Origin of the sequence: Streptomyces sp. TSRI0281 (assembly GCF_001905125.1) — a bacterium.
Lineage (GTDB): Bacteria > Actinomycetota > Actinomycetes > Streptomycetales > Streptomycetaceae > Streptomyces.
Genome location: NZ_LWLE01000017.1, coordinates 1 through 15,504 on the forward strand (window position 1 = coordinate 1; position 15,504 = coordinate 15,504).

General features: G+C 66.2%; 8 protein-coding genes and 2 rRNA genes. 5 read left to right on the top strand and 5 right to left on the bottom strand.

Annotation, left to right across the window (positions count from 1 at the left end; genetic code table 11):
- Positions 1–22: 22 nt before the first annotated feature.
- A 23S ribosomal RNA gene (locus A6A29_RS23045) occupies positions 23–3,147 on the bottom strand.
- Positions 3,148–3,452: 305 nt separating this feature from the next.
- Positions 3,453–4,978, bottom strand: a 16S ribosomal RNA gene (locus tag A6A29_RS23050).
- The 16S and 23S rRNA genes sit together here, the layout of an rRNA operon.
- A gap of 690 nt (positions 4,979–5,668) precedes the next feature.
- On the opposite strand from A6A29_RS23050, the gene A6A29_RS23060 reads away from it, so the two are divergent.
- Entirely contained in the window at positions 5,669–6,118 is a 450-nt protein-coding gene (locus A6A29_RS23060) for a PTS sugar transporter subunit IIA (protein ID WP_073722483.1), read from the top strand.
- Between the two features lie 75 nt (positions 6,119–6,193).
- Positions 6,194–7,864 (top strand): phosphoenolpyruvate--protein phosphotransferase, encoded by a 1,671-nt coding sequence (gene ptsP / locus A6A29_RS23065; RefSeq protein WP_073722485.1) that lies wholly within the window; start codon positions 6,194–6,196, stop codon positions 7,862–7,864.
- 108 nt (positions 7,865–7,972) lie between these two features.
- Here ptsP and A6A29_RS23070 read toward each other — a convergent pair whose 3' ends face one another.
- Positions 7,973–8,875: a hypothetical protein gene (locus A6A29_RS23070; RefSeq protein WP_073722487.1), complete on the bottom strand. Its 903-nt coding sequence runs from the start codon at positions 8,873–8,875 to the stop codon at positions 7,973–7,975.
- 64 nt (positions 8,876–8,939) lie between these two features.
- Complete coding sequence (locus A6A29_RS23075; protein ID WP_073722489.1) at positions 8,940–10,916, bottom strand: acetoacetate--CoA ligase; 1,977 nt, start codon at positions 10,914–10,916, stop codon at positions 8,940–8,942.
- Between the two features lie 245 nt (positions 10,917–11,161).
- Between A6A29_RS23075 and A6A29_RS23080 the strand changes: the two genes are divergently transcribed.
- Complete coding sequence (locus A6A29_RS23080; RefSeq protein ID WP_073722558.1) at positions 11,162–13,531, top strand: glycoside hydrolase family 31 protein; 2,370 nt, start codon at positions 11,162–11,164, stop codon at positions 13,529–13,531.
- On the opposite strand, the gene A6A29_RS23085 is transcribed toward A6A29_RS23080, so the two are convergent.
- Positions 13,522–14,082, bottom strand: coding sequence for an NUDIX domain-containing protein (locus A6A29_RS23085; protein WP_073722491.1), 561 nt, complete (start codon positions 14,080–14,082; stop codon positions 13,522–13,524). The genes A6A29_RS23080 and A6A29_RS23085 overlap by 10 nt on opposite strands.
- 60 nt (positions 14,083–14,142) lie before the next feature.
- Between A6A29_RS23085 and A6A29_RS23090 the strand changes: the two genes are divergently transcribed.
- Positions 14,143–14,946, top strand: a complete 804-nt coding sequence (locus A6A29_RS23090; RefSeq protein ID WP_073722493.1) for a M15 family metallopeptidase — start codon at positions 14,143–14,145, stop codon at positions 14,944–14,946.
- Between the two features lie 128 nt (positions 14,947–15,074).
- Positions 15,075–15,422 carry a DUF962 domain-containing protein gene (locus A6A29_RS23095; RefSeq protein WP_073722495.1) on the top strand — a complete coding sequence of 116 codons (348 nt, stop codon included), beginning with the start codon at positions 15,075–15,077 and terminating at the stop codon, positions 15,420–15,422.
- Positions 15,423–15,504: the final 82 nt, after the last annotated feature.

The window sequence follows — 15,504 nt, forward strand, 5'->3', positions numbered from 1 at the left end:
AACACAGTGGACGCGAGCAACTGAGGACAAGCCCTCGGCCTATTAGTACCAGTCAGCTCCACCCGTTACCAGGCTTCCACATCTGGCCTATCAACCCAGTCGTCTACTGGGAGCCTTAACCCTTCAAGAGGGTGGGAATACTCATCTCGAAGCAGGCTTCCCGCTTAGATGCTTTCAGCGGTTATCCTTTCCGAACGTAGCCAACCAGCCATGCCCTTGGCAGGACAACTGGCACACCAGAGGTTCGTCCGTCCCGGTCCTCTCGTACTAGGGACAGCCCTTCTCAATATTCCTGCGCGCGCAGCGGATAGGGACCGAACTGTCTCACGACGTTCTAAACCCAGCTCGCGTACCGCTTTAATGGGCGAACAGCCCAACCCTTGGGACCGACTCCAGCCCCAGGATGCGACGAGCCGACATCGAGGTGCCAAACCATCCCGTCGATATGGACTCTTGGGGAAGATCAGCCTGTTATCCCCGGGGTACCTTTTATCCGTTGAGCGACAGCGCTTCCACAAGCCACTGCCGGATCACTAGTCCCGACTTTCGTCCCTGCTCGACCCGTCGGTCTCACAGTCAAGCTCCCTTGTGCACTTACACTCAACACCTGATTGCCAACCAGGCTGAGGGAACCTTTGGGCGCCTCCGTTACTCTTTAGGAGGCAACCGCCCCAGTTAAACTACCCATCAGACACTGTCCCTGATCCGGATCACGGACCCAGGTTAGACATCCAGCACGACCAGAGTGGTATTTCAACGACGACTCCACAACCACTGGCGTGGCCGCTTCAAAGTCTCCCACCTATCCTACACAAGCCGAACCGAACACCAATATCAAACTATAGTAAAGGTCCCGGGGTCTTTCCGTCCTGCTGCGCGAAACGAGCATCTTTACTCGTAGTGCAATTTCACCGGGCCTATGGTTGAGACAGTCGAGAAGTCGTTACGCCATTCGTGCAGGTCGGAACTTACCCGACAAGGAATTTCGCTACCTTAGGATGGTTATAGTTACCACCGCCGTTTACTGGCGCTTAAGTTCTCAGCTTCGCACACCCGAAAGTGCACTAACCGGTCCCCTTAACGTTCCAGCACCGGGCAGGCGTCAGTCCGTATACATCGCCTTACGGCTTCGCACGGACCTGTGTTTTTAGTAAACAGTCGCTTCTCGCTGGTCTCTGCGGCCACCCCCAGCTCACCGAGTAAATCGGATCACCAGTGATGGCCCCCCTTCTCCCGAAGTTACGGGGGCATTTTGCCGAGTTCCTTAACCATAGTTCACCCGAACGCCTCGGTATTCTCTACCTGACTACCTGAGTCGGTTTAGGGTACGGGCCGCCATGAAACTCGCTAGAGGCTTTTCTCGACAGCATAGGATCATCCACTTCACCACAATCGGCTCGGCATCAGGTCTCACCCTTGATGTGTGACGGATTTACCTACCACACGGGCTACACCCTTACCCCGGGACTACCACCGCCCGGGCTGGACTACCTTCCTGCGTCACCCCATCGCTTACCTACTACAAGTCTGGTTCATCGGCTCCACCACTACCCTCAACTCCGAAGAGATCAGGCCGGCTTCACGGACTTAGCATCGCCTGATTCAGTACTGGGCGTTTCAAAGCGGGTACCGGAATATCAACCGGTTGTCCATCGACTACGCCTGTCGGCCTCGCCTTAGGTCCCGACTTACCCTGGGCAGATCAGCTTGACCCAGGAACCCTTAGTCAATCGGCGCACACGTTTCTCACGTGTGTATCGCTACTCATGCCTGCATTCTCACTCGTGAACCGTCCACAACTCGCTTCCGCGGCTGCTTCACCCGGCACACGACGCTCCCCTACCCATCCGTACTCCCGTTGGGGATATGTGTACGAATGACACGACTTCGGCGGTACGCTTGAGCCCCGCTACATTGTCGGCGCGGAATCACTTGACCAGTGAGCTATTACGCACTCTTTCAAGGGTGGCTGCTTCTAAGCCAACCTCCTGGTTGTCTCTGCGACTCCACATCCTTTCCCACTTAGCGTACGCTTAGGGGCCTTAGTCGATGCTCTGGGCTGTTTCCCTCTCGACCATGGAGCTTATCCCCCACAGTCTCACTGCCGTGCTCTCACTTACCGGCATTCGGAGTTTGGCTAAGGTCAGTAACCCGGTAGGGCCCATCGCCTATCCAGTGCTCTACCTCCGGCAAGAAACACACGACGCTGCACCTAAATGCATTTCGGGGAGAACCAGCTATCACGGAGTTTGATTGGCCTTTCACCCCTAACCACAGGTCATCCCCCAGGTTTTCAACCCTGGTGGGTTCGGTCCTCCACGAAGTCTTACCTCCGCTTCAACCTGCCCATGGCTAGATCACTCCGCTTCGGGTCTTGAGCGCGCTACTAAACCGCCCTATTCGGACTCGCTTTCGCTACGGCTTCCCCACACGGGTTAACCTCGCAACACACCGCAAACTCGCAGGCTCATTCTTCAAAAGGCACGCAGTCACGACTGCATGTGCAAGCACATACAGCGACGCTCCCACGGCTTGTAGGCACACGGTTTCAGGTACTATTTCACTCCGCTCCCGCGGTACTTTTCACCATTCCCTCACGGTACTATCCGCTATCGGTCACCAGGGAATATTTAGGCTTAGCGGGTGGTCCCGCCAGATTCACACGGGATTTCTCGGGCCCCGTGCTACTTGGGTGTCTCTTAAACGAGCCGTTGATGTTTCAGCTACGGGGGTCTTACCCTCTACGCCGGACCTTTCGCATGTCCTTCGCCTACATCAACGGTTTCTGACTCGTCTCACAGCCGGCAGACCATGAAAAAGAGATCCCACAACCCCGTATGCGCAACCCCTGCCGGGTATCACACGCATACGGTTTGGCCTCATCCAGTTTCGCTCGCCACTACTCCCGGAATCACGGTTGTTTTCTCTTCCTGAGGGTACTGAGATGTTTCACTTCCCCTCGTTCCCTCCACACTGCCTATGTGTTCAGCAGCGGGTGACAGCCCATGACGGCTGCCGGGTTTCCCCATTCGGAAACCCCCGGATCAAAGCTTGGTTGACAGCTCCCCGGGGACTATCGTGGCCTCCCACGTCCTTCATCGGTTCCTGGTGCCAAGGCATCCACCGTGCGCCCTTAAAAACTTGGCCACAGATGCTCGCGTCCACTGTGCAGTTCTCAAACAACGACCAGCCACCCATCACCCCACCCTTACAGGTGAGTTCACTGGGGCCGGCAACCGAAGGACAGACTCAAACGAGTCCGTACCCTCAGATACCCAACAGCGTGCCCGACCCGACCGATCACCCCTCACGTTCCACGCCGAAGCAGTACTAGTGAAAAACAACCTGTCGTGCCGAGTAGTCAACGTTCCACCCATGAGCAACCAGCACCGAACATTCGCCGGTGTACTGGCCTCTGACCAAACCGAAGCCTGGTAAGAAGTGCTCCTTAGAAAGGAGGTGATCCAGCCGCACCTTCCGGTACGGCTACCTTGTTACGACTTCGTCCCAATCGCCAGTCCCACCTTCGACAGCTCCCTCCCACAAGGGGTTGGGCCACCGGCTTCGGGTGTTACCGACTTTCGTGACGTGACGGGCGGTGTGTACAAGGCCCGGGAACGTATTCACCGCAGCAATGCTGATCTGCGATTACTAGCAACTCCGACTTCATGGGGTCGAGTTGCAGACCCCAATCCGAACTGAGACCGGCTTTTTGAGATTCGCTCCGCCTCGCGGCATCGCAGCTCATTGTACCGGCCATTGTAGCACGTGTGCAGCCCAAGACATAAGGGGCATGATGACTTGACGTCGTCCCCACCTTCCTCCGAGTTGACCCCGGCAGTCTCCTGTGAGTCCCCATCACCCCGAAGGGCATGCTGGCAACACAGAACAAGGGTTGCGCTCGTTGCGGGACTTAACCCAACATCTCACGACACGAGCTGACGACAGCCATGCACCACCTGTATACCGACCACAAGGGGGGCACCATCTCTGATGCTTTCCGGTATATGTCAAGCCTTGGTAAGGTTCTTCGCGTTGCGTCGAATTAAGCCACATGCTCCGCTGCTTGTGCGGGCCCCCGTCAATTCCTTTGAGTTTTAGCCTTGCGGCCGTACTCCCCAGGCGGGGAACTTAATGCGTTAGCTGCGGCACCGACGACGTGGAATGTCGCCAACACCTAGTTCCCAACGTTTACGGCGTGGACTACCAGGGTATCTAATCCTGTTCGCTCCCCACGCTTTCGCTCCTCAGCGTCAGTAATGGCCCAGAGATCCGCCTTCGCCACCGGTGTTCCTCCTGATATCTGCGCATTTCACCGCTACACCAGGAATTCCGATCTCCCCTACCACACTCTAGCTAGCCCGTATCGAATGCAGACCCGGGGTTAAGCCCCGGGCTTTCACATCCGACGTGACAAGCCGCCTACGAGCTCTTTACGCCCAATAATTCCGGACAACGCTTGCGCCCTACGTATTACCGCGGCTGCTGGCACGTAGTTAGCCGGCGCTTCTTCTGCAGGTACCGTCACTCTCGCTTCTTCCCTGCTGAAAGAGGTTTACAACCCGAAGGCCGTCATCCCTCACGCGGCGTCGCTGCATCAGGCTTTCGCCCATTGTGCAATATTCCCCACTGCTGCCTCCCGTAGGAGTCTGGGCCGTGTCTCAGTCCCAGTGTGGCCGGTCGCCCTCTCAGGCCGGCTACCCGTCGTCGCCTTGGTAGGCCATTACCCCACCAACAAGCTGATAGGCCGCGGGCTCATCCTTCACCGCCGGAGCTTTTAACCCCCGCCCATGCAGGCAGGAGTGTTATCCGGTATTAGACCCCGTTTCCAGGGCTTGTCCCAGAGTGAAGGGCAGATTGCCCACGTGTTACTCACCCGTTCGCCACTAATCCACCCCGAAAGGCTTCATCGTTCGACTTGCATGTGTTAAGCACGCCGCCAGCGTTCGTCCTGAGCCAGGATCAAACTCTCCGTGAATGTTTTCCCGTAATCGGGACACACATCACGAGAGCGGAACGACCGGTCGGAATAAGACCAGTCGTTCACAGCGTCCTCGCTGTGTAATTGCCCACCGGAACCGTGAGGCGCCGGTAGGACTTTCAAAGGAACCACCAACCTGCCGAAGCAGGCCGGGGTATCAACATATCTGGCGTTGACTTTTGGCACGCTGTTGAGTTCTCAAGGAACGGACGCTTCCTTCGGTCCCGTTTCACCGGGGCCCTCCGGGCGCTTCCCTTCGTGTTCTTGCGTTTCCGACTCTATCAGACTCTTTCGTGTCCGATTCCCGGTCGAAGCGGGTCAAGCAGTTTTCGCTTTCCAGTTCTTCGCTTTCGCGTTTCCCTTTCCGGCGAGTCCGACTCTATCAGCCCTTTTCCGTTCCCCTGACCAACCTCCTGCAGACATGCAGGAGCGCCAACCGGGTTAGAGTCTGGGCTTAATAGTCGCCGCCGACCCCCGACTCAAAGTCGCGTTGGGGTCAGGCAGAAGTACGACAGTACAGGCCACCGGGAGTCGAGGCAAATCGCTTCTGGTGCACCCCTAGGTCCGTCAACCGGTAGGTCTCGGGCGGAACCGGGACTTCATATGACTTACGCTGCTGAGCAGTACGCCGTCCCCCATCAGCCGCGGCGGCGACACCATGAATCTCCACCCCCTGGGAGGCTCCCCATGACCAACGTGACGTCCCCTCTTGCCGGACGCGCCATCGGACTCACCGCGGTTCCCGACCCGGTCTTCTCCGGCGCGATGGTGGGTCCCGGAACCGCCATCGACCCCGTGCGCGAGCCGTCCGAGGCGGTGTCGCCGGTCGACGGCATCGTTGTCTCCCTCCATCCCCATGCGTTCGTCGTCGTGGACGAGCAGGGACACGGTGTACTGACGCACCTCGGGATCGACACCGTCCAGCTCAATGGCGAGGGCTTCGAACTCCTCGTGAACAAGGGCGACACCGTGACGCGTGGCCAGAGCATCGTGCGCTGGGACCCGTCCGGCGTCGAAGCAGCCGGCAAGTCACCCATTTGTCCGATCGTGGCACTTGAGGCCACGCCCGACTCCCTCTCCGACGTCCGCGAGGACGGCGACGTGAAGGTCGGCGACACGCTGTTCGGCTGGCAGTGACACCTGCGTCGCGGTAACAGCCAGTTGGACATCCACCGCGGTGGCACGACTACCGCACAATCGGAGACGGGTGAAATGGAGACAACGCTGCGAGGCGTCGGCGTGAGCCACGGTGTGGCGATCGGCGAGGTTCGGCATATGGGTACGGCGGTGCTGGAGCCGCCCGCCAAACAGATTCCCGCCGAGGAGGCCGAGCGCGAACAGGGGCGCGCCCGGCAGGCTGTGGAAGCGGTGGCGGCCGACCTGATTGCCCGTGGCAATCTGGCCGGTGGCGAGGCTCAGCACGTTCTAGAGGCCCAGGCCATGATGGCGCAGGACCCCGAGCTGATGGCTGATGTCGAACGGCGTATCGCCGTCGGCAGCACCGCGGAGCGCGCGGTGTACGACGCGTTCGCCGCGTACCGGGCGCTGCTCGCCAATGCCGGCGAGTACCTGGCGAGGCGGGTGGCCGACCTCGACGACGTGCGGAACCGGATCGTGGCCCGACTGCTCGGTGTGCCGATGCCCGGTGTGCCGGACAGTGATGAGCCGTACGTGCTGATCGCTCGCGACCTGGCTCCCGCCGACACCGCTCTGCTGGACCCGACCCTGGTGCTCGGCTTCGTCACCGAGGAGGGTGGACCCACCAGCCACAGTGCGATTCTGGCGCGGGCGCTCGGCGTTCCGGCCGTGGTGGCCCTGCCCGGTGCCGGTGAGCTGGCCGAGGGCACGGTGATCGCGGTGGACGGCAGCACCGGCGAGATCTTCGTCGACCCGACCGATGAGAAGCGGGCCGAGATGGAGAGCGCCGCCGCCGCACGCAAGGCGGCTCTGGCCGCTTCGAGCGGTCCCGGTGCCACCTCCGACGGGCACAAGGTGCCGCTGCTCGCCAATATCGGCGGTCCCGCCGATGTACCGGCCGCCCTGGAGGCCGGGGCGGAGGGCGTCGGTCTGTTCCGCACGGAGTTCCTCTTCCTGGACGACAGCAAGCACGCGCCGTCCGAGGAGAAGCAGGTGGCCGCCTACCGTGCGGTCCTGGAGGCGTTCCCCGAGGGGCGCGTGGTCGTGCGGGTGCTGGACGCCGGCGCGGACAAGCCGCTGGACTTCCTCACCCCCGCCGATGAGCCGAACCCGGCGCTCGGTGTCCGCGGGCTGCGCAGCCTGCTGGACCACCCCGACGTACTGCGTACTCAGCTGTCCGCGCTGGCGAAGGCGGCCGAGGGGCTGCCGGTGTACCTGGAAGTCATGGCTCCGATGGTCGCCGACCGTATCGACGCCAAGGCGTTCGCGGACGCGTGCCGTGAGGCGGGACTGCGGGCGAAGTTCGGCGCGATGGTGGAGATTCCGTCCGCCGCTCTGCGGGCGCGCTCGATCCTGCAGGAGGTGGAGTTCCTGTCGCTGGGCACCAACGACCTGGCGCAGTACACCTTCGCCGCCGACCGTCAGGTGGGCGCGGTGTCCCGGCTCCAGGACCCGTGGCAGCCCGCGCTGCTGGATCTTGTCGCGTTGTCCGCCGATGCCGCGCGGGCCGAGGGCAAGAGCTGCGGTGTCTGTGGTGAGGCTGCCGCCGATCCGCTGCTCGCGTGTGTGCTGACCGGTCTGGGTGTCACCTCCCTCTCGATGGGTGCGGCGTCCATTCCTTATGTGCGCGCCACGCTGGCGAAGTACTCGCTCGCCCAGTGCGAGCGTGCGGCTTCCGCGGCGCGTGCGGCGGACTCCGCCGAAGAGGCGCGGGTCGCCGCTCAGGCGGTGCTGTCGGGCGAGTAGGTCCGAGCGGTCCGGTGGGACCGTGCGGTGGAGGGGCTTTCCGTCGGGTCGGCGGGAAGCCCCTCTTTGCGTTCACCTCTTTCCGTTCCGCTCTGTCCGTCGGCTCTGTCAGTGGTGCGGTTCCGGTTCGTCGGCGCCGATGTCGAAGCCCGCGCAGTAGTCCACATCGGGTTCCGGGGAGACCGGCTCACCGGTGTCCGCGTCAGTGCAGTAGGCGGTGAAGACCTCGCCCGCGCTGAGCGGGACGAGGCTGCCGCGGGTCAGCCGCCAGCCGTGGACCCGGTCCGGGGCGCCGGGCGTGCTCGTACGCAGCACTACTCCCCCACGGGATTCCAGGGCGACGGCCACCGCGAGCACAGTGGCGAACTCCGCTCCCTCCTGGGTTGCGAGTCGGGCCGGGTCCTGGAGGTCCCGTTCCGTGTGGAGGACGGCGAGCAGTTGCTCGCTTTCCGTGGGGGTGCTGCAGACGAGGTGGTGTGTGCCCGGCCCTGCGGTGTCCAGCAGCCGCATCAGCAGGTGCGAGGCCCGGTCGAAGGCGGCGCGGCCGATGTCCTGGCCGCAGTCGGCGCATTCGCCGAGGTCGGCCAGGACGAGCGTGGCGTACTCCCAGGTGGCCCGGCGGACCGCCCGGGAGACCAGGAGGGGGATGAGGTCGTCGATGGGCTGTCCGCTGTAGCGCACGGTGGCGCCCGCCGCCGCGACCTCGGCGGTGAAGCGGCTGCGGCTGGTCCGGGCATCGGGGTCGAGGCCGGACTCCGCACAGAATTCCGTGTAGTCCTCGGGGTCGAAGAGGGCCACGGTGGTGTGCATCCCCTGTGCGACGAAGGTCTTGAGCAGGCCCTCCACCTGCTTGAGGTAGACCGAGTGGTCGTCGAAGGCGAAGGTGCGGTAGCGCCGCATGGCCGCGAAGTCCTGCTCGTCGACCAGGAGGCCGACGATGCTGGGTGCTTCGCGGCGCAGCGTGCGTCGCATGGATGTGCCGTTGGATGTGCCGTACTTCGTGTGCGCCATGTGTCCCCCTGTGCGCTGTGCATCGTTGCTCACTCAGCGTAACCACTGGGTCTGACAATGGCCGTCAGCGGCGGGTGCGGGCCAGGTCCGCGTAGAACTGGAGGAGTTCGAGGTCGTCCACGGAGCCCGGGTTGACCGCCTTGGCCAGGTCCGTCCCCTGCAGCAGGCGCTTGACCGGGACTTCGATGCGCTTGCCGGTGAGGGTGTGCGGGATGCCGGGGACCTCGATGACCTCGTCCGGTACGTGGCGCGGGGAGAGGTTCTCGCGGATCGTCCGTTTGATGCTGTCGCGCAGGTCGTCGTCGAGGGTGGCGCCGGCGGCGAGGTGGACGAAGAGCGGCATCCAGTAGCCGCCGTCGGGCTCTTCGAGGCCGATGACGAGGGACTCGCGGATCTCGGGGAGCCGCTCGACGGCCTCGTAGATGTCGGCCGATCCCATCCGTACGCCCTGGCGGTTGAGGGTGGAGTCGGAGCGGCCGTGGATGATCACCGAGCCTCGGTCGGTGAGGGTGATCCAGTCCCCGTGTCGCCAGACGCCGGGGTACATGTCGAAGTAACTGTCGTGGTACCGGCTGCCGTCGGGGTCGTTCCAGAAGTGGACCGGCATGGAGGGCATGGGCTTGGCGACGACGAGTTCGCCGACCTCGCCGATGAGCGGCTTGCCCGCCGGGTCCCATGCCTGGAGGTCGGTGCCCAGACAGGGTGCCTGGAGCTCACCGATGTGTACGGGGAGGGTGGGGACCGCTCCGGCGAAGCAGCTGCAGACGTCGGTGCCACCGCTGACCGAGGCGATCCACAGGTCGTCGGCCACTTCGTCGTGCAGCCAGCGGAATCCGTCGGGCGGGAGCGGGGAGCCGGTGGTGGCCACGCACTGGACGCGCGAGAGGTCGTAGTCCCGGCCTGGGTGGATGCCGGCCTTGCGGCAGGCCATGACGTAGGCGGCGGAGGTCCCGAAGAGGGTGGCTCCGGTCTGTTCGGCGACGCGCCACTGCGCGCTGACGTCGGGATAGCCGGGGCTGCCGTCGTACAGCACGACGGTGGTGCCGGTGAGCAGGCCGGAGACGAGGAAGTTCCACATCATCCAGCCGGTGGAGGTGTACCAGAAGAAGCGGTCCTCGGGTCCGAGGTCGCAGTGCAGGCCGATCTGCTTGAAGTGTTCGAGCAGGATGCCGCCCTGGGACTGGACGATGGCCTTGGGCAGGCCGGTGGTGCCGGAGGAGTAGAGGACCCACAGCGGGTGGTCGAAGGGGACCTGCTCGAAGACCGGTGCGGTGTCCGCGGCGGTGAGGGCGGACCATTCGAGGGCGCCTTCGGGCGCGGCGGTGCCGAGCAGCGGGATGTGGACGACGGCGCGCAGGGTGGGGAGTTCGGCGCGCAGTTCGGCGACGGTCCCGGTCCGGTCGTGTTCCTTGCCGCCGTAGCGGTAGCCGTCGACGGTGAACAGGACGACGGGTTCGACCTGCTGGAAGCGGTCGAGGACGCTGCGGGCGCCGAAGTCGGGGGCGCAGGACGTCCAGACCCCGCCGACGGCCGCGGTGGCGAGGAAGGCGACGACCGCCTGGGGGATGTTGGGGAGGTAGCCGCTGACCCGGTCGCCCGGGGTGACGCCCAGGGCGCGGAGTTCGGCGGCGAGCGAGCCGACCTGGCGGCGGATCTCGGACCAGCTGACCGGGATCTGGGTGTGGGTCTCGTCCACGTGCAGGAGCGCCGGGGCGTCGGCGCGGGAGGCGTCCTCGGCGGTGCGCAGCGCGTGCTCGGCGTAGTTGAGGGTGGCGCCGGGGAACCAGGTGGCACCGGGCATGGCGCGGTCGCCGATGACGCTGTCGTACGGGGTGGAGAAGCGTACGTCGAACCAGTCGGCGACGGCCTTCCAGAAGGTGTCGAGTTCATCGACCGACCAGCGGTGCAGTGCCGCGTAGCCGCCCTCGGCCGGGGCTCCGTAGCGTTCGGCGGCCCAGCTCTGGAAGCGGGTGACGGCGGCGGCCGCGATGCGGTCGGGGCCTGGCTGCCAGAGGGGGGCTTCGTTCGCGGCTGAGGTCATGGGTCGGCTCCCTGGCTGTACGGGTACGCGGGGTGGGCGTCTCGGCGCGCACGTGCTGGGGTGTGCGCGTGAGCGGCTGCTACGGACGATGCCATGTGATCGTCCCGCGCACCAGGGTTGCCCGCCCATGGTCGCTTGTCCGGCTATGTGCTCCGGCCATGCGCTCGGGCGGGTGCGCTCCGGCCATGGTGAACGGAAGTTGAACGGAGCGTGCTTCGGGGTGACCGGGTGGCAGGGTGATCCGCATGGACGGTCGTGACCTGGTGCGCTCGGTGAAATTGCTCGGTTCGGTGCGGGGGCTGCGCACGGTGCGCTCGGCCTGGCGGCGTCGGCGTTCGGATGCGCGGACGCTGCCGCCGCGGGGTGCGGAGCGGGCCAGGGTGCCGGGGCCGGTCGTGGGGGCGGACCCGGAGCCGGGCGGGGGCGTGGTGCGGTTTGCCCGTTCGGAGCTGCGCATCCGGGTGGCGGTGGGCGGTGCGGTGTTCTGGGCCTGGGACGGTGCCGAGCCGCTGCCGTCGTACGCCCTGCCGGGTCCGGCGCCCGAGCCGGACCCGCGGGCGGAGCTGGAGCCGGACAAGGACGGTGGCTGGCAGGTCGTCTCCGAGCGGCTGACGGTGGCGGTGTCGCGCAACGGGGCGGTGGAGCTGCGGACACCGGGCGGTGTGGTGCTGCGGCGGGAGTTGCCGCCGCGTTGGTGGGAGCCGGTGGGCGGGGGGCCGGCGCGGTGGGTGCAGCGGTCGGAGGTTCCGGCGGACGCGCGGTTCTTCGGGCTCGGCGGGCGGTCGTCGGGGCCGCGGCTGCGCGACGGCGTGTACGGACTGTGGAACACCGACCCCGGCGGGCACTTCGGCCCCGGTGACGATCCGTTGTATCTGACGATGCCGGTGCAGGTGGTGGTCTCGGACGCGGGGACTCATCTGGCCTTCCACGACAATTCCTGGGCCGGGCGGGTGACGCTCCAGGAGGGGGAGGTGGGGGCGGGTTCCGGGCATGACCGGCCGGGGACCTGTGAGCTGCGGATGGACGGGGGGCCGCTGCGCTGCTGGGTGGTCGCCGGTACTCCGGCCCGGGTGCTGCAAGGCTGGACGGCTCTGACGGGTGCGCCGGCGCTGCCGCCGTCGTGGGCGCTGGGGCCGCAGCACGCCCGCTGGGGGTTCGGCAGCGAGCGGGAGGTGCGGCGGGTCGTGGCCGGGTACCGGGAGCGGGGGCTCCCCCTGTCCGTACTCCATCTGGACATCGATCACTACGACGCGCACCAGGTGTTCACGGTCGACCGTCGGCGGTTTCCCGATCTGCCCGGTCTGGCCGAGGAGTTGCGTGCGGACGGGGTCCGGCTGGTGTCGATCGTGGATCCCGCTGTGAAGGCGGAGCCCGGCGTGCCGGTGTTCGACAGTGGTGCGGCGGTCGGGGAGGACGGGGCGTTCGTCCGGGATGCCGAGGGGCGGGTGGTGATCGGGGAAGTGTGGCCGGGGGCCTGCGGATATCCGGACTTCACTGATCCACTTGTGCGGGATTGGTGGGGGTCTCTGTACGAGGAACGGCTGGCCCAGGGGTTCTCCGGCGTGTGGCACGACATGAACGAGCCGGTGTCCTTCGCGGCCTTCGGGGACCCGACGCTGCCGCGCTCGGCCAGGCACTGTCTGGAGGGCCGTGGCGGCGATCACCGCGAGGCCCACAACGTGTACGGGCTCGCGATGGCGCGTGCCGGGTACGAGGGGCTGCTCCGGCTGCGGCCGGACGAGCGGCCGTTCCTGTTCTCGCGGTCCGGGTGGGCCGGGATGCAGCGGTACGGAGGCACCTGGTCCGGTGACGTGGCGACGGGGTGGCCGGGGCTGCGGGTGTCGCTCGCTCTCGTGCTGGGTCTCGGGCTGTGCGGGGTGCCGTACTCCGGGCCGGATGTGGGCGGGTTCGACGGGTCTCCCTCGCCCGAGCTGTATCTGCGGTGGTTCCAGCTGGGCGCCTATCTGCCGTTGTTCCGTACACATGCGGCGATCGACGCGGGGCGCAGGGAGCCGTGGGAGTTCGGGCCCGAGGTGCTGGAGCACGCGAGGGCGGCGCTGACGGAACGGGAGCGGCTGCATCCGTATTTCGTGACGCTGTCGCGGCTGGCCCGGCTCACGGGGGCCCCGTATGTGCGCCCGTTGTGGTGGGGCGCGCCCGGGGACCGGGCGCTGCGGGAGTGCGAGGACGCGTTCCTGCTGGGTGACGCGTTGCTGGTGGCGCCGGTCCTGGAGCGGGGGGCGGAGCGGCGGGCGGTGCGGCTGCCGCGCGGGCGGTGGTACGACACGGCGACCGGGATGGCGTACGAGGGGCCGGGACAGATCCTGGTGGACGCGCCGCTCTCCCGTACTCCGGTACTGGCGCGGGCCGGTGCGGTGATTCCGGTGCGGGGAGCGGACGGCGGGACGGAACTGGAGGTGTGGGCTCCGCCGCCGGGGCTCAGTGGGGGTGGCCTGGTCGTGCGGGACGCGGGCGACGGGTGGGAGCCGGCGGAGGTCGAGCGGTACACGTCGCGGCTGGTGGGCGGGCGTGTGGTGGTCGAGCGGGACGGCCAGGAGAGCGGGGTGACCTGTCCTGTGCGGGTACGGGGAATCCGGCCCCCGGGTCAGGTGTAGCGGCCCGCGAACCAGGCGCGTACCGCCTCGGTGTGCAGGGGGAAGGCCAGCTTCCGCGGGCCGTGCAGGATGTCGTAACCGGATGTCTCGTCGGTGGGCACGGACGGCGGCAGCTCTGCGCCGGGGCGTCGCGGGAGCAGTCCGAAGACCAGGAGGTGGCCTTCCGGGTCGCTGAGGGCGTCGGCGAGGCGGACGTCTTCTTCGGCGGCCTCGATGCCGGTCTCCTCTCGGAGTTCCCGTACGACCGCGTGGCGCCAGTCCTCGGCGTGGTCGATGAAGCCGCCGGGGAGCGCGACGCCGCCCCGCTGCGGTTCGATGGTGCGGGTGATGACGACGAGTCCGGTGCCGTGCCGGTCGGAGACGGGGAGCAGGGCCACGGCGACGGGCAACGGGTTGCGGTAGGCCGTGGTGCCGCACCGGGTGCAGGTCCGGGGCCACGCATCGGCCGACCGCAGGGCGGAGTACGGGGCTCCGCAACTGCCGCAGTGGGAGTTCTTGCGGGGCGGGACGGGCTCTACGGCCTCGACCGGCCTGTTCCTGGGCGCAGACACGGGCGGACTGTATCCGATCGCTCTTTCGTGCGGGCCCCGGAGCTGATAAACGATGTGCCCATGACAGGAATGCGAACCGTTCTCCGTGCCCTGGCGGCTGCCGCCGCCCTGCTCGCCGTGACCGCCGCCGCCCCGGCGGCCCACGCCGAACCCGAACCGAAGGCCCCCGGGGAGTTCGTCGCGTTGCGTTCCGTGGATCCGACGATCATCCAGGAGATGCGCTACCCGACCGCACACACCTTCATGGGCGAGTCCGTGGCCGGATACCGGCAGCCGGTCTGCATCCTGACCCGGCCGGCCGCGCAGGCGCTGCACGCGGCCCAGCGGCGGTTGCTGCGCCAGGGGTATTCGCTGAAGGTGTACGACTGCTACCGGCCGCAGCGGGCGGTGGATCACTTCGTGCGCTGGGCGAAGGACCTCGACGACCAGGCCATGAAGGCCGAGTTCTACCCGCGCGTCGACAAGTCCCGGCTGTTCGAGGACGGTTACATCGCGGAGAAGTCCGGCCACAGCCGGGGCAGTACGGTCGACCTGACCGTGGTCGGGCTGCCGGCCCTGCCGGCCAGGCCGTACCGGCCGGGCGAGACGCTCGCTCCCTGCTACGCGCCGAAGGGTGAACGCTTCCCCGACAATTCGGTGGACATGGGGACGGGTTACGACTGTTTCGACACGTTGTCGCACACCGATGACCCGCGGATCCAGGGGGTGCGGCGTGCCAACCGGCAGTTCCTCAAGAAGACGCTCGCGGGCCTCGGCTTCGTGAATCTGGCCGAGGAGTGGTGGCACTACACCTACCGGCCGGAGCTGTTCCCGGACACGTACTTCGACTTCCCGGTGACCCGGCGGGCCGTCGCGGGGCACTGATCGCGGCCCGCCGGCGGGCGAGCGGAACGGGCGACCGGGACCACCCCCGTGGGCTCCGGCCGCCCGTTCTTCTTCTCGGACGCGGAACTGCCGTATCCGGTTGCCGCCCCAGCCATTACGGTGCCCGTATGTCACAGCAGACGTTCGATTCGTACGAGGAGTTCTGGCCCTACTACGTGGCGATGCACTCCCGGGCCGCGACCCGCTGGGTGCATCTGACCGGCACGCTGACCGGTCTCACGATCGCCGCCTACGGGCTGGCCCGGGGCCGGAAGCGGTATGCGGCGGCTCTGCCCCTGATCGGGTACGGCACGGCCTGGCCGGCGCACTTCTTCATCGAGAGGAACAACCCGGCCACGTTCGGGCACCCGGGGTGGTCGCTGCGCGGCGATGCGCAGATGATCCGCATGATGCTGGCGGGCCGTGACCACGAGCTGGCGGAGACCGCGCAGAAGTGGCTCGCCGACAACCGCTGAGCGGCGGCGGGCTCACGGGGAGGACCGCGCGGCCTCCCGCCGGTACCGGCCGCCCGGTTCCTCCGGACCGACGGCACACGGC

What these genes read in the sequence shown, in the direction of transcription:
- A6A29_RS23090 (WP_073722493.1), top strand. Translation starts at nt 14,143, where the DNA reads ATGACAGGAATGCGAACCGTTCTCCGTGCCCTGGCGGCTGCCGCCGCC.
- A6A29_RS23070 (WP_073722487.1), bottom strand. Translation starts at nt 8,875, where the DNA reads ATGGCGCACACGAAGTACGGCACATCCAACGGCACATCCATGCGACGC.
- A6A29_RS23080 (WP_073722558.1), top strand. Translation starts at nt 11,162, where the DNA reads ATGGACGGTCGTGACCTGGTGCGCTCGGTGAAATTGCTCGGTTCGGTG.
- A6A29_RS23060 (WP_073722483.1), top strand. Translation starts at nt 5,669, where the DNA reads ATGACCAACGTGACGTCCCCTCTTGCCGGACGCGCCATCGGACTCACC.
- A6A29_RS23075 (WP_073722489.1), bottom strand. Translation starts at nt 10,916, where the DNA reads ATGACCTCAGCCGCGAACGAAGCCCCCCTCTGGCAGCCAGGCCCCGAC.
- ptsP (WP_073722485.1), top strand. Translation starts at nt 6,194, where the DNA reads ATGGAGACAACGCTGCGAGGCGTCGGCGTGAGCCACGGTGTGGCGATC.
- A6A29_RS23095 (WP_073722495.1), top strand. Translation starts at nt 15,075, where the DNA reads ATGTCACAGCAGACGTTCGATTCGTACGAGGAGTTCTGGCCCTACTAC.